Below are 20,810 nucleotides of genomic sequence, written 5' to 3'. Positions count from 1 at the left end.
TCCTGATCAATTAAAAAGTTACGTTCATACCAATATTAAATATACGTTGGGTAGGGTAACCCAAACCATTATCACCCATTTCCGGATCCCACAATTTGAACTTACTGAAGTAAAGCAGATTATTTCCACTTACATACAACCTTAAATTTTCAAACTTTATTTTTTGCAACACTGTTCGGTTTAAAGTATAGCCCACTTCAAAACTTTTAAGGCGCAGGAAACTTCCGTCTCTTAACCACCAGGTTGAGGCCTGTTCGTTATTCGCAATTGCTGTGGTACTCAATCGGGGCCAAAAAGCATAAGGATCAGGATTAAACTCCGACCAGTGATTATCGGCAATTATATTCAAGGCATTTCGCTCACCAACAAATGGTGCTATCTTATCCGGTGCAATCATAAACGAAGAGCGTGCTGAACCTTGAAAGAAAAAAGAGGCATCGAAACCTTTATATCCGGCGGTTAATCCAAAACCATAAATTATTTCCGGAACAGTAGGAAAACCAATGGGTACCCGATCGTTTTCATCGATCTTGCCATCACTATTCACATCTACATATTTAATATCGCCGGGTAAATAATTGTTACCAAATGTTTGTACCGGTGAGTTATAAATATCGGCCTCATCAATAAATAATCGCTCGGCCACCAAACCCCACATTTGATCTATGGGATGCCCAACGCGGCTCATATAAGGGTACTGATACTGAGGCTCTCCATTGGCAATAACTTCATTTTTTGCATAAGTAAAGTTAGCACGTCCTATCAAATATAATCCATTTGAAAAGGAATGGTTATAATCGGCAGACCCATCAAAACCATAAGACTTCGCTTCTCCAATATTGCTTTTTATCTCGGAGGCCAAACCACTTGTAGCCGGAATATACTGATACGGCATATAAATATTGGAGCGCATCTCCTTGAAATAATCACCTTGTAAGGTGAGTTTTTTGAACAACGACATTTCAAGCCCAACATTCAATTTTTCGGCCACCTCCCACGTTACGGACTCATTGGCGTATCGGTTAATATGATAGCCATTATAACGGGTCGAAAAATCCTGCCCCCAGGCATATGCTTTTCCTCCATCATTTATGTTTACATCCGACATGTAAAAGAAACGATCACTCTCGGCTGATATAGCATCATTACCCACTAGGCCATAGGTGGCTCTAAATTTTAGCTGGTTGATACTTGGTTTTAGCCGAGCCCAAAACTTTTCTTCTGAAATGGTATAACCCACCCCCGCCGACGGGAAAAATCCAAAGCGATTATCTTTGGCAAAACGCTCTGAACCATTATAGCCAAAATTTAACTCCACAAAGTATTTTTTATTAAAGCCATAAGTGGCACGGCCGGCTAAACCCATATTACGGGCAGGTAACGAAGTATATACATTGTTGCTACCTTGAATAGTGTTTAATCGCTCTTCGCGGGTGTAAACAAATAATCCCCCAACGCTATGTTGTCCAAAGTCACGGTTATACATGGCAGCCAATTCAAAATAAACCCGGCTATTTGCATTAGTCCATGTGCTAGGGTCGTTTAAATAGTCTGTACCTTCGTTCAATTGGTAGATATTTATCTGCCCTTCAGGGATCTCGGGAGTAGGAGCGAGATAAGATAAGCCATCATAATAAAATGGTTCAAAGCTTCTGCTACTTCCATAAGTACTATAATTTTTAATAGATGCCATCCCCCTTGCCGATAATCCTTGGGTAAGGCCACTTAAATCCTGTTCAATTTTAAACTGCGACAAAATGGTGGACGAAAACTCATCTTTGTAGCCCTTAACCATGTCGGCATAAGGGTTGGGATAGAATGCACCACCTCCACGACTTTTATTGCCGAACATCGTATGATTAACAAACTCAGCGGAACCTGAACCGATTAGGACATTCGGATTTCTGGGGAAATATTTTGGAAATGTAACGGGATTGGCGTTCATTACCCTTCCAAAAATATCCGAAGCGTTTTCTGATGGCCCGTTATACTGCGAAAACAACGAATAAAACTTAGTTGAAATCTGCGTAGTTTTTGTGAGGCTAATATTGATATTGGCTCGTAGGTTGTAACGCTTGATGTCGATGTTGTTATTAAAATTATTTTGATTATCGACTTTGAGCAAGCCGGTTTCGTTATTGAAAGAAGCTGAAATATAGTATTGAGCCACATTGCCACCTCCGGTTACATTAAGGTTGGCACGTGAATTATACGTTTGATTTTTAAACAGCTCATCATACCAATTTACATTCGGATAGATGTAGGAATTAACATTGTTCCGGGTATTTTCTATTTTATCTTTTGAATAAAATAGTTGTTCTTCAGGTACCCTGGTTCGCAGTGCTTTATTGTATTGCTCCATGTAATCCACCCCATTAAGAAAAGAATTCAGCTTAGTTGGGCTGGCAATGGATGTTTCCATGCGCGCGGTTATCTTAGCTTTCCCCTTCTTCCCTTCCTTTGTATTAACCAGAATAACACCATTAGCACCCCTTGCTCCATATAATGCGGTTGCGGTGGCATCCTTCATAATGGAGAAGCTGGCAATGTTATCCGGTTCAACCCGGGCTAAATCTTCCGACGATATTTCAAAGCCATCTAATAAAATTAAGGGACTATTGGCATAACCAAAAGATGTTACTCCCCGGATAAAAAATTCGGCATTGTCGCGTCCGGGTTCACCGGAGCGTTGATACGATATAATTCCGGCCATTCTACCGGCCAATGCCCCTGTTAGGTTAGAAGCCGGTTGTTTTAATTCAGCCGGCCTTATGGTATTGATAGAGCCAATCACACTCTCCTTTTTTTGCTTTGAGAAAGCCACAATTTGCACCTCTCCCAGTTCGGCTACATCTTCGGCCATCACCACGTCTATTTGGCTGGATTCGCCCACCACCCGCTCCTGAGTTTGAAAACCTATAAAAGAAAATGCCAGGGTGTCGCCTACCGTTAAATCCTGAATGATGTAACGGCCGTCTAAATCGGTGATGACCCCATGGGTGGTGTTTTTTTTAAAAACGGTAACTCCAATTAAAGGATTCCCGTTGGATTCTACTACCAGCCCCTTAACGAGCTTAGACTGGGTAAAACTTGTTGTGCTGAGCATTAGTAACAACACTACCGTAGATATTTTTTTTAAATCCATTTGATTCAGATTGATAATTTTCCGCTATTTGCTGTTGATTTTAATTGTTAAACAATGTTATAAGGTCAAAAGCGGTAAGTCAAATCTGCCCCATAGATTAACTCTAAACAGGCTAAAATAAATTTTAGCACCATATAGACACAGGCTCTTATGTAACTGAATTTATAGGGGTTACAAATTCAATAATTTACAGGTTGCGGATAAAAGAATTTAAATCTTCATCGTGGTTTAACCCTAATTTTTTTCGTATGCGGTACCTGCTCGTATCGAAACTTCGGTTGGAGATATTGAGAATAGCTGCAATTTCCCTGGAACTCATATTGGTTCTGATCAATGTAAGTATTCGTATATCATTATCCGTTAAAGCAGGATAATCTTTTGAAACACGAATAACTAATTCCCTACTGTTTTCGGAAAAAAGTTTATGATAGAGAAATTTCTTCTTTTCATTATTGAGTTCTGCATCTATTTTTTTTACACATCGGCAGGCCTCTGAATTTCGCATCCCGGCCAGAATAGTTTTAATATCTTGTAAAAAACTGTTTTTGTGGGATATTATCTCAAGGAATTGGATCAACTGCTCATTCTTTGACTCAACAGCCTCTTGTTTCAAGCGTTTTTCATAGGCCAGCTTGCTTAAATGCGCTTTTTCCTTTATCGCCCTTATAATTAAAAAGGCAACATAAGCGAATATTAGGAATATGGTAATAATTCCTGGAATAAGAATCCACTTGTTTTGAAACCAATGCCGGCTTACGTTAATATTTAGTGAGGTTTGTTTAATGATGGATTGATTAACCCTGGTTTGAAGTAAAAATTGATACTCACCGCCACTTATCCCTGTATACTCTTTTTTGTTGATTTTACTTTTCCATTCCGTCCATTCTTTATCATAGGGTTCAAGCTTATACCTAAACTCTGTAAATTCATAATCAGAATAGGGCGAAGCAAATTGCAACTGCAGATCATATCTTCCTTTCATCAGGTTAATCGTACTGTCCTTAAAGGGGAAAAAGAGTTTTTTATGCATGCCCTTTGAACCGATATTTACCGATGTAATTACAGGTTTTTCTTGAATTGCCGATGATTGGTATTCCAAATTAAATACCACCACACCCCTGTCGGTAGCTATTCTAAGTTCATTATTGTATAAGTTTAAAAATGGATCTGCTTTAATTAAATCATATTTTACGGAGCTTATAAATTTCTCATAGGAGTGAACCGTTCCATCCGGCAATGTTACAAATAATTTAATTTCATCGTTGGCAATATAGGCCACCGCCCCATTGTTCTCTGCAATATCTAAAGCTGCAATCCCCTTTTCGGCCACATGGCTAAATGGCGCTTGTTGTATCTTGCTAAACACATTGGCATCCGGTTCGTAGGCCATCAAAATCATCCCATTGTAAAATACTAAGCCTGCCCGGGTTTCAAAAAAGCGCTCCATATTTTCATGAAGCCTAATGTTAACCTTATCATTCTTCAATTGAAACTGCACCAGAGGTTTCTTTTTGGTATCGCCCCAAATACAATCTGCTTGCGCGTCGTAGTGTAGTTTTGGATTTCCCCATACGTTAAGATTAGAAATAAACTGGAACTTGCCCTGTGTATATTTAACCAGCAAAACACCATGGTAGGCGGATAACAAATAGTAATCTGATTGTCCGAACCTGGCTATATCCATTACACCCGTTTCCTCGAAGACAGGCTGTAACTTCCGATTAATTATTTTATAGGCTCCTTCGTTGTGGCACATATAAAGCACCTTGTTAACAGCCCTAATTCTCCACACCTGCCCTGCACTACCTTCGATAAACTGGAATGCTTGGTCGTTTTCAGATATAAATGCACCTTTATTTGTAGATAAGTAAGTCTTATTTCCAATATCTTTGATATGATAGGTAGCTCCTTTGGCAAATATAGGATAGATGGTTTTTTTAAACTCAACTTTTGCAATGCCATAATCCAACCCTAACCAAACACCTTTATCTTCAACAGTTTTTAAACTCAGCACTGTATTATCAAGCAAGCCTTCTGCCGTGCTTATGGATGTATAGTCCCCTGTTTTATAATCAATGCTTATCAAACCTGATGTTACGGTGCCCAATAATAAAGTACTCTTGTTAAGGGAGCATCCTGTAAAAAACTGTACATTTTTAAATTTAGCATCTAATTTTAATTTCGTCAATGTGTTTTTATCATAAACAAAAACATCATTAAACGTTACAATAAACAAGCGCTTATCATGTATAAAAACTTGGCGTACTTCAGCTACTTGTTCTGTAAATGCTTCCCTGTGATAGAACCTGTTATCTCTGATAACACCAATAATGCCTCCGGTTGCAATTGCCCATAGCTCTCCTTCCCATTCAGTAATTGTCCAAAACTCTTCGGTATACGTATTCCGTTTTACTTTTTTGGTCGCTTTATCGTAAATAATTAAACCTAAATAGGTTTGATAAATAATTTGATTTTCATACGCTATTACTTTCCAAACAATTTCACCGTCCAGGTCACCAAGTTTACTATACACTAAAGCACCATTATCGCGTTTAAAAAAGTAACCGAACTCCTCAATACCCCCTACCCAAACAGTATCATTTTCTGCATGAATAGCTCTAACATTGCCCCCTTTTTCAAGTTGATGAAGAGTCCATTCTCCAAAGATATTACATAGCAAACCATCCGTATTTGCAAAGTAAATAATACCATCTTTATCTTTTGCAATATCCCAATTCTGCCTTCCTGCTTTATAATCTGTCTTTTCAAAAGATTTCACCGTTGGTATTATTCTTGCAGAAAATGCTTCTTCGCCTGTTAGGGCAATAAATAAAAACGCCAACAGCATCTTAGTTAACAGGCATCTACGAACATTTTGTACCATAGTATAATTTTGACAATGAAATAAAACATTTATAATCATAGAAACAAGCATTGGTAAAAATGCTTCATAAAACCCATGCGGGAACTTCCCTTTCCTCTATAATCCTGCCATCCGAATATCCGAGAGAAGGCAATAAGTTTCCTTCGGTGGCAAAAGCTCTTGGGTAGCACCGTTGCAACACAAGCGTTAATGCTCAATCTCTACTTGCCTCATGCCCAGAAACACCGTAGGTTTGTTTCGCTGGCACAAACGCCATATCGCTTAAGTGAATAAAAAAATTGATGGGCTAAAATTATAACTTCCCTGTGAGTTTACGCACCAGATTATATTTCGAGAAAAATTCCTTAGCCACCACCCTTACAATGGTATAAACGGGAATGGCCAGGAACATACCTAACATGCCCGCCATGTATCCGGCCATAATAATTACCAAAAAAATTTCGAGGGGATGCGCCTTTACGCTTGTAGAGAAAATAACCGGCTGAAATACCAGATTGTCTAACAATTGAACTATAACATAGAGCATAGCTATACCTCCCAGGTACAGTAAAAAAGGAGGTGGTAAGGCCAGTTGCAGATACACTACTAAGGATACTAAAGTGCCAAACAAGCCACCAATCAGTGGTCCCAGGTAGGGTATAATATTTACAAAACCCGAAAACAGGCCTATAATTAACGCATGCCTGAACTCCAGACCTATAACCAAAAGACCCAATACCAAAAGGGTGGAGATAAGTGATATTTGAATGATGATGCCAATAAAGTACCTCCGCAACAGCCGGTTGATAGACCAAAGCATGTGATCGACGCCTACATAATAGGATTCAGGGACAAACAACTTAATGCCTTCGAGCAACAACCATTCGTCTTTTATTAAAAAAAAAGTAATAAACGAAATAGAAAACAAGGCGATAAAGGTACTTCCCACAAAATCGGCCACCGATGCCAGCATTATCTGCAACTTACCAAAATCGAATGTAGCCACTAAAAAATCGTTGATCTGATCGCTGATTAAGGGAAAGCTTTCCTGGCCAAAAGAGGAATTATGCAACGGGGCAAAAATAGGCTGGGTAAATTCTTCGAGCTTTTCGAGTATCAGGTTAAAATCCACGGTTGAGAGATATTGCAGTTCAGCAATCAAAAACGGGAACACATAACTTACAAATCCCAACAGTATAGCCCACATAACAAGCAAAGTTGCAAAAGCACTCATGCCTTTTGACATATGTAGTTTTCGTTGTTCTTTTTTTCCTCTTTTTTTTCCCCTAAAAAAGTCGTACAACGGACGGGTGACCAAGGATAAAATGGCCGATATAAAAATAAAAAAAACGATTGCCTTAAAATACCAGAGCAAAAATATGCCTGCCGCAACGGCTATAAAACCAAGTGTGTATTTTAAGTTGTCTTTCATCGCTTGCTTTTTTTATCAGCACAAATATTTATAATATCTACGTTAATAAATATATGAAAAACATTTTAACATCAACATCTGTAGGCCATCATTTTGATCCAATCACTACAAATGTACTCCGAATGGTGATATGGAAGTATAAAAAACCCCGGAACACACATTTGCTCCGGGGCCTGTTAAAAATTATAATTTTATAATCCATCCTCCTGTAACCTTAAACAAGAACATGATCCAGCGTTTCTTTAATGGTATTTACATAATGGAATTCTAAGCCCTCAATGTACATATCCTTTATTTCGGCCACATCTTTTAAGTTACTGTTCGACAGGATAATTTCTTTAATACCTGCTCTTTTTGCAGCCAGTATTTTTTCTTTGATGCCTCCTACCGGCAATACTTTTCCACGAAGTGTTATTTCGCCGGTCATGGCAATGCGCTTTTTAACTTTACGTCCGGTAAATGCCGACATAAGCGCGGTTGCCATGGTTATTCCTGCCGATGGGCCGTCCTTAGGAATGGCACCTTCCGGAACATGGACATGGATATTTTTTTGGTCGAATACTTTTTCGTTTATACCAAATTCCTTGCAATTGCTTTTGATGTATTCCAGTGCCAGTACGGCCGACTCTTTCATCACATCGCCCAAATTACCGGTGAGGGTGAGTTTGCCGATACCTTTGCTTAGGCTGCTTTCCACATAAAGTATTTCGCCGCCCACAGCGGTCCAGGCTAAGCCGGTAACAACGCCGGGCACGTGGCTGTCCTGCCATTTTTCCTTGGTAAAGCGTTCCACCCCTAAATTTTCCTTTACATTATCTATGGAGATGGCTTTAGCTACCTTTTTTCCTGTGGCTATTTTTAAGGCATACTTGCGGGCCAGCTTTGCCAGTGTTTTATTCAACTCCCTAACACCAGACTCCCGGGTGTAATTTTCGATAATAAAGCTCATGGTTTTTTTTGAAACCGTCAGCTTGCTTTTAGGGATACCATGATTTTCGAGCTGCTTGGGCCATAAGTGGCGTTTGGCAATCTCGCATTTCTCGTCTAATATATAACCTGTCACCTCTATCAGTTCCATCCTGTCCAGCAGTGGTTGCGAGATGTTACCCAAGGTGTTGGCTGTAGCGATAAAAATTACCTTTGATAAGTCAAAATCCACTTCTAGAAAATTGTCGTGGAATTTTTCGTTTTGTTCCGGATCCAACACTTCTAACAACGCTGAAGCCGGATCGCCATGGCCACTGCTTCCTATTTTATCAATCTCGTCGAGGATAAAAACAGGGTTGGCACTGCCGGCTTTTTTTATGTTGTGAATAATTCTTCCGGGCATGGCGCCAATATAGGTTTTTCTGTGCCCCCGAATTTCCGATTCATCGTGTACACCCCCGAGTGACATTCTGGCATATTTCCGTCCCAAGGCATCGGCCACCGATTTACCCAGCGATGTTTTACCCACACCGGGAGGGCCGTATAAACAGATAATAGGCGATTTTAAGTCGCCCTTTAGTTTTAGCACAGCCAAATGTTCCAATATGCGTTCCTTAACACCGTCTAAACCAAAGTGGTCTCTATCCAGCACTTTTTCTGCCGATTCCATATCAAATCTGTCCTCGGTATATTCGTTCCAGGGGATATCGAGCAAGGTCTGTAAGTAATTGTGCTGTACCGAGTATTCACCCGAAGCAGGGTTGAGCCGCTCCAGCTTGTCTACTTCCTTGTAAAACAATTCTGAAATTTCTTTGCCCCATTTTTTCTTCTCGCCCAGGGCTTTTAAGTCGCGTACTTCTTGTTCTAAGGGGCTCGATCCCAGCTCATCCTGAATAGTTTTCATTTGCTGGTGCAGCATGTATTCGCGCTGTTGCTGGTCGATATCGAGCTTAACTTTGCTTTGAATGTCGCTTTTTAACTCGAGTAGTTGTACCTCACGGGTAAGGTGCTCAAGTAATTTCATACCCTTTTCTTTCAATTCGTCCATCTGCAATAAGTCCTGCTTTTCTTTAACAGAAATTTCGGCATTTGAGCAGATGAAGTTGATAAGGAAAGTGGCATTCTCAATGTTTTTTACGGCAAAAGATGCTTCGGGCGGTATATTGCTTGAGTATTTAATAATACGTAGCGAAAGGTCCTTCAGGGAGCTTACCAAAGCCTCGTAATCGCGGGTTTTGTCATCTAAGGGTATAATGTCTTGCAGTTGGCTTACACGTGCTTTAAAAAAAGGATCTGATTCCAACAGTTCTTCCATTTTAAAACGCACCTTACCCTGTATGATGGCCGACGTAGAGCCATCCGGCATTTCCAGCATCTTAATCACCTTGGCCACCGTACCTACCTTGTATATATCGTCTATCCCGGGCTCCTCAGTTTCCACCTGTTTTTGGGCTACGGCACCAAAAATACCGTTCCCCCGCTGTACTTCACGTACCAGTTTTAAAGACTTATCGCGACCCAGCGAAATGGGTACGATTACCCCCGGAAATAATACGGTGTTACGCAATGGCAAAATGGGTAGTGTATCCGGCATATCAAAATCTACCTCATCCGCACTCTCATCAGAAACAATGGGAATAAATTCTGTTTCTGAAGCGTACTCCTCATTTAAACCAAAGTTATCAATTGAGATTTTAATATCTTTCATAATAATTATATATGTAGCGTTTTAGTGCCATATTGTCATTTCTTACAACAACACGAGCACGGCAAGTGGTATTGGCAATTGGCATGCCAAAGAAGATACTGCCTTAACGAGGTATTAAAAAAAAAGCTCCGGTATAACCGAAGCTTTTGCAAGTAAAGCTATGATTAGCTTATTTTTTTTTGCTGTCCATATGTTTTTGATATCTGTTTCTAAACTTATCAACACGTCCTGCGGTATCAACAAGTTTCATCTTACCTGTGTAAAAAGGGTGAGATGTGTTGGAGATCTCAAGTTTCAACAATGGATACTGTACTCCGTCAATTTCAATTGTATCTTTGGCATTTGCTGTAGAACGAGTGATAAAAACCTCGTCGTTTGACATATCTTTGAAAGCAACCAAGCGATAATTATCCGGATGAATTTCCTTTTTCATTTTCCTATCTCTTTAATATTCAAAAAACTTAACGGTGCGCAAAGGTAAGGATAAATAAATAACCTGCAAAAGAAAAAGTATTTATTTATTGGCAATTGACCAGCTATTTATATTGTACTTAAACAGCTAAGAATCTTCTATTTTGATAGCTTGTCCTTATCCTGTGTTTCCGGAACGGATTGCCGGGTACGTTCCTTTGAATCGCGGGGGATGGCCGCTGCCCTTACCTGCTTGCGTTTAGCCGGGTCGAAGATGAAACGATAGGTAATGTGTTTTTTTGAAAACTCGGCACCCATCGATTCTTGCAGCGCCCGCATTTTTGGATTAAAATCGCCTACCCACGAAAGCTCCATCTCGTTGAACCAGGGCCGGGAAAAAACAGGGTTACGCAGATGATGAAACAGCCCCGATTCGATACCCGATTTTTGGAACTTGGTTTTTACACCCAGAATAACTACACGTAAGCGGGTCATGGTTTTTTTGCGTTTTAACCACAAAAATCTTAGTTTGTTTATAATGTTAAACTTGCCGTTCAGGCGTTTAAATATCTGGTTAACATCGGGATACATCAAAATAAAACCTATGGGTTCGTTTTTATGATACGCAAACCACAACACCTCTTCTATTACAATGGGTTTAGATTTTTCGAATGCCATGGCCAGTTTACCTCTGTCAAGCGGAGTGAAATTTTCGTGAAACCTCCAGGCATCGTTATATATCTCTATCACGTCATCTATAAATTTATCCTTCTGCTTCCATTTAAAATGTTTAAACTGATAATTGGGCTTTTTACCCACCCATTCGGCAATTTTCCAGAAACGCTCCGGGAACGGTTTTTTCAGATCCAAACGATTGGTAACTTGCTCAAAATAATTTTGAAAGCCATAGCTCTCGTAAAACGCTTTATAATAAGGAGGGTTGTACTGCATTCCGTAGGTAGGGTCGGTAAAGCCTTCGACCAATAAGCCCCAGAAATTATCGTTTTCCCCAAAGTTAATCGGCCCGTCGGCCGCTTCCATGCCCTGGTCTTTAAGCCAGTTTACACCCGCATCGAATAGCATAAACGCGGCTGCTTTATTATTTATACATTCAAAAAAGCCCAGCCCACCTGTAGCTTGTTCAAAGCCGTATGCCTTTTTGTCGTTCACAAAGGCGGCTATCCTGCCTATCACCTCACCATCGTCATTTTTTAATATATACCGTATGGCTTTACCGTGGCTATAAAAAGGATTCGTATCAGGATTGAATATATTTTCGATATCTATATCTAAGGGTCTAACAAAATGCTTGTCGTTGTGGTATATTTTTGCAACCACATCCAAAAAGTGCCGACGGGTTGCTTTATTATCTACTGTTACTATCTGCATACTGAAAAAATTAATGCTAAAAACCTGGCTTTTCTTTATGAGTGGCTAAAGCTATAAAAATTGTTGTGCCAAAAAAAACATTTAAAAGTTGCTTGTTAAGTCTATTTTTAATAGTTTTTTCTCCCGACTATAGCAGAACAAAGCCGGTTTACGTTAAGTCCTTATGTTATAATGAAATAAGTGCATGACAAAGGTTCTATAAACTAAACCAGGAATCATAATCCTGCGGTTTCTTCATTTCTGTGCCTTTGTAAAAATATTCATTTTTACTAATTACATATTCGTACTCTTTCCCCCATTCGTGGGCATGAGTGGCCACCTGCTCAACAGCAGCTATTATGTAATCGATCTCTTCGCTAGAAGTTGTGGGGTGAACCGACAAACGCACCCAGCCCGGTTTTTCGGAAAGATCGCCCATGTTTATTTTGCTGGTAATATTATTTGAAGTGTAGTAATCAACGTGCAGCAGGTAATGCCCGTAGGTGCCTGCGCACGAACATCCACCCCTCACCTGAATGCCATAACGGTCGTTAAGCAAACGTACAATAAGGTTAAAATGAATATCGTCGAGGTAAAATGAGATGGCAGCAATTCGATTATCCACATTATTGGCCAGTATATTCATGCCGGGTATCTGCCTAAAGGCTTTTAATATTTTTGCCACCTGCTCCTGTTCCCGCTCCATCATTTTTTTCTGATCCATTTGTTCCTTCAGCCTTATGCTAAGTGCTGCTTTAATGGACTGCATAAATCCGGGTGTGCCTCCATCTTCACGTGCTTCAATATCATCTACGTATCTGTATTTACCCCAGCGGTTGGTCCAATCTACGGTACCACCGCCGGAATTGTCGGGCGTATGGTTATGGTAGATAGAGATATTGAAAACCAGCACACCACAACTTCCGGGTCCTCCCAAAAATTTATGTGGTGAGAAATATATGGCATCCAGTCTTTCTTCCGGATCTTCAGGGTGCATATTAATAGCGGTATAGGGCGCAGAGGCAGCAAAATCAACAAAACAAAATCCACCATGTTGGTGCATGATTTTTGCCAGCTCAAAATAGGGCACTTCAATACCGGTTACGTTAGAACATGCCGAAAAGGCACCTATCTTCAAGGTTCTTTTTTCGTATTTAACAATTTCCTTTCTCAACGATTCCGGATCTACCAATAAATCGGACGAAGGCTCAAGCACCACAACATCTACATTAGACTCTAACCAGGAAGTATGATTAGAATGGTGCTCCATATGGGTAATAAAAACTACTGGACGATGCTCCGGTGGGATATGGCAATAAGGACGCGTTTGTTCGGGCACTCTAATGCCCAAAATGCGTTGTAATTTATTTACCACTGATGTCATGCCGGAACCTGCAGTAATTATTATATCGTCGCTACCCGCGTTTACATGCTCTTTTATGATGTTGTGCGACTGCTTGTAAATGTTAGTCATTATAAGCCCTGTGTCGCTCGATTCGGAATGGGTGTTGGCCACAATGGGGCCTATTTTATTTTTAAGGATATTCTCTATTGGTTCATACAACCTTCCACTGGCAATCCAATCGGCATATACGAGCGGCTTATTGCCAAATGGCGTTTCCAATTTGGCATCGTAACCAATGGTATTCTCTCTGAACTTTTTAAAATGCAATTCGTGCTTGATCATGCGAAATGTGTTTTTTTAGGATAATTATGAGTCAGTAAATTCAATGGTATATCCATTAACAGCAATTCACCTCATCTTGTTTTCAAGAACTCAATTTCTGTTTTAACATCTTCTACTAACCAGGCGGCATTTGGCCGTTCCGATATCTTATCTATAAATTGCTCTATTTTACTTACATAATTTGATGACTTACGGCACAACGATCGTAAAAAACGCCCTTGCACCCTTAATGCGAATGCGCCTGTAGATTGAAAACTATCTTCCATGGCTTGCAGATATTTGTTCAGAACTGCATCCTCTATGATGCCACCTTGCTGCACAAACACCGCCAATGCCGCCCAAATGGCCGATTGCTTGTACTTACTATCGCTACTGAGCCAATTTAAGGCCAGCGCCTCCAAAAAGCTCAGCTGCCACAGTAAGTTAACACCCATCTGCTCGGCTATTTCATTATGTTGCAAGCTCTCCCCCCACTCCTCCACACGTTCTTCGGAAATGCCTGGCGCATCGGCAATAAAGGTAGCCATAAGCATGGTTTCTCTGATTTGACGATGCCAGAGCCGATTGGCCAGTTGATTGTTATGCCCATATTTTTCCGAAAGCTCACGAAGCCACATCAAACTGGCACCATAATTCAGCTTATACTCCAGTCCGAAATCTTTCATTTGAGCCGACACATTGCCATCCATGAGTTTATTTAAATGCTTTATTATCTGGTCAACTTTATCGGAAATATCATCTTGTAAAAAAAATTTCATGTACTTTATTTTTATATAATTCGCTATGTTTCAACAACAAATAACGACGATTTATTTTTAATTTAACGATTGCCACAAAAACGTTTGCAAAGCTAACTATTTTATTATTATCTTTGCATCGCTTTAGCAAAAATGGTGATTGTAGCTCAGCTGGTTAGAGCGCTGGATTGTGGTTCCAGAGGTCGCCGGTTCGAACCCGGTCTTTCACCCAATACAAAAACGCAATGCTCATTATGAGGATTGCGTTTTTTGTTTAAAAGCATTATTGCTGCTATCTATTTGAATTAAGCACTACATTCCTTATTTTCGTGCGCTTAGGCGACAATCTTCAATTTCCTTTTAAGCATATTATACCTATGAAGGCAATTCCATATCAACTTACCATTTTTGTGCTGATATTGCTATACGGAACTACGGTAGAGGCACAAAGCGTTATGGAGAAAATAGCTAAACTGGAGAAGGCTGTGTTTTCTATATCGGCTTACGATGCAAAAGAAAATGTGACAGCTACACGTACAGGTTTTTTTATAAGTGGGGATGGCATTGCTATTGCGCCGGCAAGCCTGTTTTTAGATGCCGACTCCATCTCACTTACCCTTAGGAATGGGCGTAGCTACGAAGTTTCGCATCTCATCTCCATTCATAAAATGGCCGATTTAGTACTGTTTAAGGCAAGTGGCAATAGAGACAGAAGCTTGAGTTATATTATTCCATCGCAAGAAACGGATAAAGGCAACCAGGAAGTGCTTATCTTTAGCCACCCACAGGAAGCACAGGGAGGTCTTAGTCTCGGTACGGTTTCTACCGTATTTCAAGCACCTTATTTAGATAGATTGGTAAAGGTAGATTCCGATTTTGGTCCGCACTCCACGGGAGCCCCTGTAATGAACAGCGAGGGCGATTTAATAGGCATAGCCAGCTACCTCGAAAAAACGAACACCTGCCAGTTTATCAGCACCCATGTCATCAACGATACACTATGGGAACATTCAGCCAACAATAGCCTTGCTAAAGATACCACACTGTACCGCCAAAAAATACTACCCCATCCGCATATGTTTAGGGGGATAAGCTATTTGATGAACGGCGATTGGGTGGAGGCCGCAAGGAATTTTACACGCGAAATAAGCCGTGATTCCACCGCTGTAATTCCGTATATATTTAGAGGCGAAGCGCGCAGGAATTACCACAACAGCATAGGCATGGAAGCGGATTACGCCCATGCCAAAAAAATGGATCCAAAACATTTTCTGATTCATTATTTTGAAGCCATGGCTTTTTTAAGATCGAGAGACGATAGAGCGGCTTTTAAGCATTTGATTACGTGTTTAGACCAGCATCCTTATTTTTCGCCTGCCTTGATAGAATTTGGTTTGCTGGCCATAAAATTGCACAAGGACATACTTACAGCCAAAAAAAGTTTCGAGAAAGCCATAAAATCAAGCCCTATTTATGCCAATGGCTATTACGAGTTAGCCCGACTTAATATGCAGTATTTTCGCGAGAAAGCCTCTGCCATGGAAAATCTTAATAAAGCCATTTCACTAAACGAAAAACTTCCCGGTGTCTATTCTATACGCGGCACTTTACGCATACAATCCGAAAATTATTTGGAAGCCATTAGTGATCTGGACAAGGCCATAACAATTGACACATCCGACACGCATGCTCTATTTAACCGCGGCCTGGCCTTTTATAATTTGGGGATGAAAGAAAAATGTTGCAGAGATTGGGATATGGCAGGCCAACTGGGGCATTACAAATCAATTAAATACTTATCTCGCTATTGCAACAAAACACCCATATCGCCAACTCGTCAGCGATAAACATGTGAGGGTTAATAAAAAACACTATTTTTGACGCAAAAATATAAACAATGACAACTATTGAACAGCTAAAAGATTTAGCGGAGCGCCAGCTGGCGTTAAGGAGGTATCTTTGACGTCGACCAGAAGAAAATTGAAATAGAAGAACAGGAATTGCGCTCCCAGGCACCTGATTTTTGGGACGACCCCAAAGCTGCCGAAAGCCACATGAAGATGCTTCAGGAGATGAAATCGTGGGTAAACGATTATGAAGCAATTAATACGCAGGTGGAAGAGCTTAATGTGATGCTTGAGTTTTTAAAAGAAGGTGAGGCAGAACAAGCAGATATAGACCAGCTTTTTGAGGAAACAGAGGCTAACATCGAAAAACTGGAGCTGAAAAATATGCTGCGCCGTCAGGAAGATAAACTGGGAGCTGTGTTAAAAATTAATGCAGGTGCCGGTGGAACCGAAAGCCAGGATTGGGCCGAAATGCTTATGCGTATGTATTTACGCTGGGCCGAAAAACACAAGTACAAAGTTAAAGAAGTAAACTACCAAGCGGGTGACGATGCCGGCATAAAAACAGTTACCCTGCAATTAGAGGGCGACTATGCCTACGGATACATGAAAAGCGAAAACGGGGTACACCGCCTGGTGCGCCTATCGCCGTTTAACGCTGCCAACAAGCGGATGACCTCTTTTACATCAGTATTTGTAACCCCGCTTATCGACGAGAGCATACATATAGAAATTAATCCCTCCGATATTTCGTGGGATACATTCCGATCGGGAGGTGCCGGAGGGCAAAACGTAAACAAAGTGGAGACCGGTGTACGCTTAAAACATGCACCAACCGGAATTATTATCGAAAACACCGAATCGCGTTCGCAACTAGATAACAAAGAAAATGCGCTGCGTCTTTTAAAATCGCAGCTATACGAAATGGAGTTGCGCAAACGGATGGAAGAGCAAAATAAGGTAGAGAATAACAAAATGAAAATTGAGTGGGGCTCCCAGATTCGATCCTACGTTTTACAGCCTTATAAAATGGTGAAAGATTTACGCACCAACGCCGAAACATCTAACGTACAAGGCGTACTCGACGGCGATATCGATTTATTTATTAAAGCATACTTAATGGAGTTTGGCGGAAAACAAGAGTAGAAATACTAAAATACGTTTTTAGATTTACATGGCTGATTTACTATGCTTATCTTAAAAAAATAAAAACTGATTGCTATGATAACAATACTTCACAACCCAAGATGTTCCAAGAGTAGAGCAGGATTGGCCTATCTGGAAGAGAAGGGCATAACACCCATCATTGTTAAATACTTAAACACCCCCTTAAATCGCCAGGAGCTGAGGCAACTGATACAGAAACTGGGCATGCGGCCATTGGATTTAATCCGTAAAAACGAAGATTTTTACAAGAAAGAAATCAAGAATAAAGATTTTTCTGAAGAAGAGTTGATTGGTGCCATGGAAAACAATCCAAAATTGATAGAACGCCCTATCGTTATCAATGGCTCCAGGGCGGTAGTGGGTCGCCCCACCGAAAAAATTGATGAGGTATTATAGAAAGTAAAATCGTTAAAATCGTCGGTAGTTTTTTGGTATGGAAGCATTAACCTTAAAGCACTTCCAGTATCAAGATTATTAACATTGGCACCAGTATGGTTAGCACGATACCGCTAAATATGGCAATGATTCCGTACTCTTTGCCGGTGAACTTAACGATGATGGGCAGTGTGGTGTCCATGGCGGTTGCCCCGCCCGATGCGATGCCTGCCAATTTGCCAAAGTATTTCACCAATATCGGCACGGCCAACAGGGTGATTATCTCCCTAAAAATATTGGACAGCAAGGCCACCACGCCCAGCTCTTTTCCGCTTATCTCGCTAATAAAAATGCTCGACAGGGAATAATAGCCAAATCCCGCTCCCACGGCCATGCCCTCTTTTACGTTGATGTCGGAAAGCATAAGCGATATGAGCGCCGTTCCGAGCAAACTACCCACGATGACCGTTGTGGGCACCAAAAATATTTTAAAGTTCATTTTGCGCAGTATGTAAAAGGCGGCCTTATCGCTCCCGATGCTTATGCCCACCAAAAACATGAGCCCAAACAGGGCGTAGGTTGTAAGGTCGTCGTTTAACATCCATTGGGGAAATATATTATAAATGCCCCCGATAAGCCCTACTGCAAAAAATGATAAGATGATCAAGCTTCCCTTCATTGCTCCTCGGTTTTGTCCGAATTAAAATAAACCTGATACACCACTTTGGCCACCAACACGCTGCCCAGCACCGCACCCAAGGTCAGCCAAAAGGCTTTGTAGCCGATGCGCGAAAAGTTGCTGATGATCTCCTGGTTGGTGCCCACGGATATGCCCAGCAAAAACAAGAGCAAGTAAACCGCCCATGCAATGGCCACATCAATTTTTTTGCGGGCGTGGTCTTTTTTCCGGAAGAACCAGCCCAAACCAATGCCAAGGGCGAAAATGGCAATAACTATATATGATGTCATAAATAAAAAATAACGATTCGTTAAAAAACAAATGGAACCCTTTTGCTTTTAGGTCCATCCTTAAAAGCAGTTTAAAATAATTGCAGCAAGAAGCACTTTACTTTTTAATTCATTATTCGTAAAAAACCAAAGCGAATGTAATAAAATTAATGGATTGGAGATCTGGAAAAAGGTATACGTTGGGCAATAATAGCGACATTTTTTTCGATAACATATGTAGCCTCCACCGGATTCCTTATCAATTTATATTTACAACCACCCTTTTTCTTGCAAATTAAAACTCTACGAATCAATAAAAACGAAAATTGCTATATTGCGTCCCTGGATATGAAAAAATCAAGGGAAAATACCGACAAGCAGCTATTGATACAAATTGCCCATGGCGATCGTAACGCCTTCAGAGCGCTGTTTGATGCGTATTATCACTTTGCATTTGAACGCTCATGCTTATACTGTTCGTTCCATGATGCACAAGAGGTGGTAAGTGATGTATTTGCCAAAATATGGAACAATAAGGAAAGGTTGAAAGAGGTTTCGAGCTTTAAGGGTTATCTGTTTATGTCCATTAAAAACCAGAGCCTGAATTATCTACGCAAAAAAAACATTAATACAACAGACATCGAAAACGTTTTTGACCATCCCTTCCTTCAGGAAAGCAATCCGCACCATCAAATGGAGCTAAAGGAACTTTCCGAAAAAGTTGAAGAGGTAATCGGAAATTTGCCGCCCAAATGTAAACAGGCATTTAAACTTGTACGCGAAGACGGTCTTAAATACAAAGATGCCGCCAAAGCAATGTCTATTTCGGAAAATACATTGGACGTACATTTGAAAAAAGCTACCAAGTTGGTATTGGAAGTGGTTAAAAAATATTCAAAAGTGCTGATAATGTTGCTTATGCATCCAATTTAACACCTTCTGCTTTGATTGTGCTGTAAACGGTTTTAAAGAAAAAAATAAAAAAACATCATTCCGGATAACGGATTTAGACTTCACTTGCGTCTTTACTATTGAATACCGATTAAAATGAACTCAAACAAACCACATATCGAAAAACTTATAGCCCGCAAATTGTCCGGTGATATTACCGCATTTGAAACGGAAGAATTATTTAACTGGATTGCCCAATCGGGAGATAATGCACAATTGTATAAAAATACAATGCACACCTTAGGCAATACTTTTATGGGAGGGCACAAAAATATAGTGTGGAGCAAGATAGAAGATAAAACAATCCTTACGCTGCATAAAAAACCTCTTATTAGCAAAGTACTACGCAAAAAAATATGGCGCATTGCCGCTATGCTGGCAATTATTGCACTGTTTCCTTTGGCTTTGGGCGAGTTAGGGGAGGATGACATGGGGAACGGCTTTGTGCACACCGTAAGAGGGAACGACATAACTACCTCGTTATATTTACCGGATAACAGTGTAATTATTTTGTCGAGGGGCAGCAGCATAAGCTATAACGACCAATACGCCGAGAGCAACCGCGAACTGTTGCTGGAGGGGAAAGCATATATAGAGATTAACGAAAATGAGAGCAAGTACCCGATGGTGGTCACATCGGGCAGTCGATGTACCATTTTACGTAGCGGAAAAATTACAATCAACGGAAAAGCCGATGGCTTGGATGTTGCCGTAAAAGAAGGTGAAGCTACAGTTGTAGACACGGCATATAAAAAGGTGGTTATACCTGCATTTAAACTTATACCTGCCAGTAAAACTAACCAGAACAAAGTTACAATCAGCTTGTTGGAAAACAGCAAAGTGCGGCAGGGGCAGTTCGTCAGTTATACAGCATCGGGCAACAGGAACAAAAGCGAGGACTTGGATCAATGCGAAACATTTAGTTGGAAAGACCGGATTTTTTGTTTCAAGAATTTGAAACAACACGAGCTGGCTTATAAAATGGCCGACTGGTATGGTAAGCACGTGGAGTTTAAAGGCCAGATGGATCCTTATACCAATTACTCGGGAAGCTTTGACGATCCCTCGGTGCGGGATTTTATTCAACAGGTATTTGGCAATAAGGTAGCAAGCGTAAAGGAAAGCAAGCATAAAATAACAATTATATTCTCTTAAAACCAAGAGATCCTCATACTCCAATATTTCGCATGACATTAAAATTTGAACATTAACTCAAGCGCCCGAAGAACTTTTTTTATGTAGAT

The 20,810-nt window shown here is 40.5% G+C and carries 15 protein-coding genes and 1 tRNA gene; 6 read left to right on the top strand and 10 right to left on the bottom strand.

What is annotated here, in order from left to right:
- Positions 1-10 precede the first annotated feature (10 nt).
- The 8 genes from FN809_RS14450 to FN809_RS14415 form a co-directional block, all read right to left on the bottom strand.
- Positions 11-3,145 (bottom strand): SusC/RagA family TonB-linked outer membrane protein, encoded by a 3,135-nt coding sequence (locus FN809_RS14450; protein WP_142534246.1) that lies wholly within the window; start codon positions 3,143-3,145, stop codon positions 11-13.
- Between the two features lie 187 nt (positions 3,146-3,332).
- A complete protein-coding gene (locus FN809_RS14445) occupies positions 3,333-6,029 on the bottom strand; it encodes a LuxR C-terminal-related transcriptional regulator (RefSeq protein WP_185957570.1) in 2,697 nt (898 codons plus the stop codon).
- Positions 6,030-6,321: 292 nt separating this feature from the next.
- Complete coding sequence (locus tag FN809_RS14440) at positions 6,322-7,440, bottom strand: AI-2E family transporter (RefSeq protein ID WP_142534244.1); 1,119 nt, start codon at positions 7,438-7,440, stop codon at positions 6,322-6,324.
- Positions 7,441-7,654: 214 nt separating this feature from the next.
- Positions 7,655-10,075 (bottom strand): endopeptidase La, encoded by a 2,421-nt coding sequence (gene lon, locus FN809_RS14435; protein ID WP_142534243.1) that lies wholly within the window; start codon positions 10,073-10,075, stop codon positions 7,655-7,657.
- A gap of 169 nt (positions 10,076-10,244) precedes the next feature.
- Positions 10,245-10,508, bottom strand: a complete 264-nt coding sequence (locus FN809_RS14430) for a type B 50S ribosomal protein L31 (protein WP_142534242.1) — start codon at positions 10,506-10,508, stop codon at positions 10,245-10,247.
- A gap of 137 nt (positions 10,509-10,645) precedes the next feature.
- Complete coding sequence (locus FN809_RS14425) at positions 10,646-11,875, bottom strand: GNAT family N-acetyltransferase (protein ID WP_142534241.1); 1,230 nt, start codon at positions 11,873-11,875, stop codon at positions 10,646-10,648.
- Positions 11,876-12,071: 196 nt separating this feature from the next.
- Positions 12,072-13,541 carry an aminotransferase class V-fold PLP-dependent enzyme gene (locus tag FN809_RS14420; RefSeq protein ID WP_142534240.1) on the bottom strand — a complete coding sequence of 490 codons (1,470 nt, stop codon included), beginning with the start codon at positions 13,539-13,541 and terminating at the stop codon, positions 12,072-12,074.
- Positions 13,542-13,612: 71 nt separating this feature from the next.
- Positions 13,613-14,299, bottom strand: coding sequence for a DNA alkylation repair protein (locus FN809_RS14415; RefSeq protein ID WP_142534239.1), 687 nt, complete (start codon positions 14,297-14,299; stop codon positions 13,613-13,615).
- A 134-nt stretch (positions 14,300-14,433) separates the two neighbouring features.
- Between FN809_RS14415 and FN809_RS14410 the strand changes: the two genes are divergently transcribed.
- From FN809_RS14410 to arsC, 4 genes are all read left to right on the top strand, one after another.
- A tRNA-His gene (locus tag FN809_RS14410) sits at positions 14,434-14,509 on the top strand.
- A 146-nt stretch (positions 14,510-14,655) separates the two neighbouring features.
- Entirely contained in the window at positions 14,656-16,125 is a 1,470-nt protein-coding gene (locus FN809_RS14405) for a trypsin-like peptidase domain-containing protein (protein ID WP_142534238.1), read from the top strand.
- Between the two features lie 50 nt (positions 16,126-16,175).
- Positions 16,176-17,271, top strand: a protein-coding gene (prfB, locus tag FN809_RS14400; protein WP_142534237.1) for a peptide chain release factor 2 whose coding sequence is annotated in 2 segments (ribosomal slippage) — positions 16,176-16,238 and positions 16,240-17,271 — 1,095 coding nt in all. Because the reading frame shifts where the segments join, the coding sequence is not laid out codon by codon here.
- A gap of 75 nt (positions 17,272-17,346) precedes the next feature.
- A complete protein-coding gene (gene arsC / locus FN809_RS14395; RefSeq protein ID WP_142534236.1) occupies positions 17,347-17,688 on the top strand; it encodes an arsenate reductase (glutaredoxin) in 342 nt (113 codons plus the stop codon).
- A 52-nt stretch (positions 17,689-17,740) separates the two neighbouring features.
- Here the strand turns inward: arsC and FN809_RS14390 are convergent, their stop codons facing one another.
- Positions 17,741-18,346 (bottom strand): lysine exporter LysO family protein, encoded by a 606-nt coding sequence (locus FN809_RS14390; RefSeq protein WP_142534235.1) that lies wholly within the window; start codon positions 18,344-18,346, stop codon positions 17,741-17,743.
- A complete protein-coding gene (locus FN809_RS14385; RefSeq protein WP_142534234.1) occupies positions 18,343-18,636 on the bottom strand; it encodes a LysO family transporter in 294 nt (97 codons plus the stop codon). The genes FN809_RS14390 and FN809_RS14385 overlap by 4 nt, the downstream gene beginning before the upstream one ends.
- Positions 18,637-18,963: 327 nt before the next feature.
- Here FN809_RS14385 and FN809_RS14380 point away from each other — a divergent pair, with 327 nt between their 5' ends.
- Together FN809_RS14380 and FN809_RS14375 are read left to right on the top strand one after the other, a co-directional pair.
- The gene (locus FN809_RS14380) at positions 18,964-19,548 is read left to right on the top strand and encodes an RNA polymerase sigma factor (RefSeq protein WP_142534233.1); all 585 of its coding nucleotides are present in this window, start codon (positions 18,964-18,966) and stop codon (positions 19,546-19,548) included.
- Between the two features lie 114 nt (positions 19,549-19,662).
- Positions 19,663-20,721: a FecR family protein gene (locus FN809_RS14375; RefSeq protein WP_142534232.1), complete on the top strand. Its 1,059-nt coding sequence runs from the start codon at positions 19,663-19,665 to the stop codon at positions 20,719-20,721.
- The last annotated feature ends 89 nt before the right edge of the window (positions 20,722-20,810 follow it).

It is taken from the genome of Saccharicrinis carchari (assembly GCF_900182605.1).
Taxonomy (GTDB): domain Bacteria; phylum Bacteroidota; class Bacteroidia; order Bacteroidales; family Marinilabiliaceae; genus Saccharicrinis; species Saccharicrinis carchari.
Note: the sequence above shows the minus strand (reverse complement) of the source record. Positions and strands in the feature narration are given on the sequence as shown.

Bases quoted from the DNA above. Each gene is read 5' to 3' on its own strand.
- FN809_RS14425 (WP_142534241.1), bottom strand. From the start codon at position 11,875: ATGCAGATAGTAACAGTAGATAATAAAGCAACCCGTCGGCACTTTTTG.
- FN809_RS14420 (WP_142534240.1), bottom strand. From the start codon at position 13,541: ATGATCAAGCACGAATTGCATTTTAAAAAGTTCAGAGAGAATACCATT.
- FN809_RS14450 (WP_142534246.1), bottom strand. From the start codon at position 3,145: ATGGATTTAAAAAAAATATCTACGGTAGTGTTGTTACTAATGCTCAGC.
- FN809_RS14440 (WP_142534244.1), bottom strand. From the start codon at position 7,440: ATGAAAGACAACTTAAAATACACACTTGGTTTTATAGCCGTTGCGGCA.
- FN809_RS14415 (WP_142534239.1), bottom strand. From the start codon at position 14,299: ATGAAATTTTTTTTACAAGATGATATTTCCGATAAAGTTGACCAGATA.
- arsC (WP_142534236.1), top strand. From the start codon at position 17,347: ATGATAACAATACTTCACAACCCAAGATGTTCCAAGAGTAGAGCAGGA.
- FN809_RS14430 (WP_142534242.1), bottom strand. From the start codon at position 10,508: ATGAAAAAGGAAATTCATCCGGATAATTATCGCTTGGTTGCTTTCAAA.
- FN809_RS14445 (WP_185957570.1), bottom strand. From the start codon at position 6,029: ATGGTACAAAATGTTCGTAGATGCCTGTTAACTAAGATGCTGTTGGCG.
- lon (WP_142534243.1), bottom strand. From the start codon at position 10,075: ATGAAAGATATTAAAATCTCAATTGATAACTTTGGTTTAAATGAGGAG.
- FN809_RS14390 (WP_142534235.1), bottom strand. From the start codon at position 18,346: ATGAAGGGAAGCTTGATCATCTTATCATTTTTTGCAGTAGGGCTTATC.
- FN809_RS14405 (WP_142534238.1), top strand. From the start codon at position 14,656: ATGAAGGCAATTCCATATCAACTTACCATTTTTGTGCTGATATTGCTA.
- FN809_RS14385 (WP_142534234.1), bottom strand. From the start codon at position 18,636: ATGACATCATATATAGTTATTGCCATTTTCGCCCTTGGCATTGGTTTG.
- FN809_RS14380 (WP_142534233.1), top strand. From the start codon at position 18,964: ATGAAAAAATCAAGGGAAAATACCGACAAGCAGCTATTGATACAAATT.
- FN809_RS14375 (WP_142534232.1), top strand. From the start codon at position 19,663: ATGAACTCAAACAAACCACATATCGAAAAACTTATAGCCCGCAAATTG.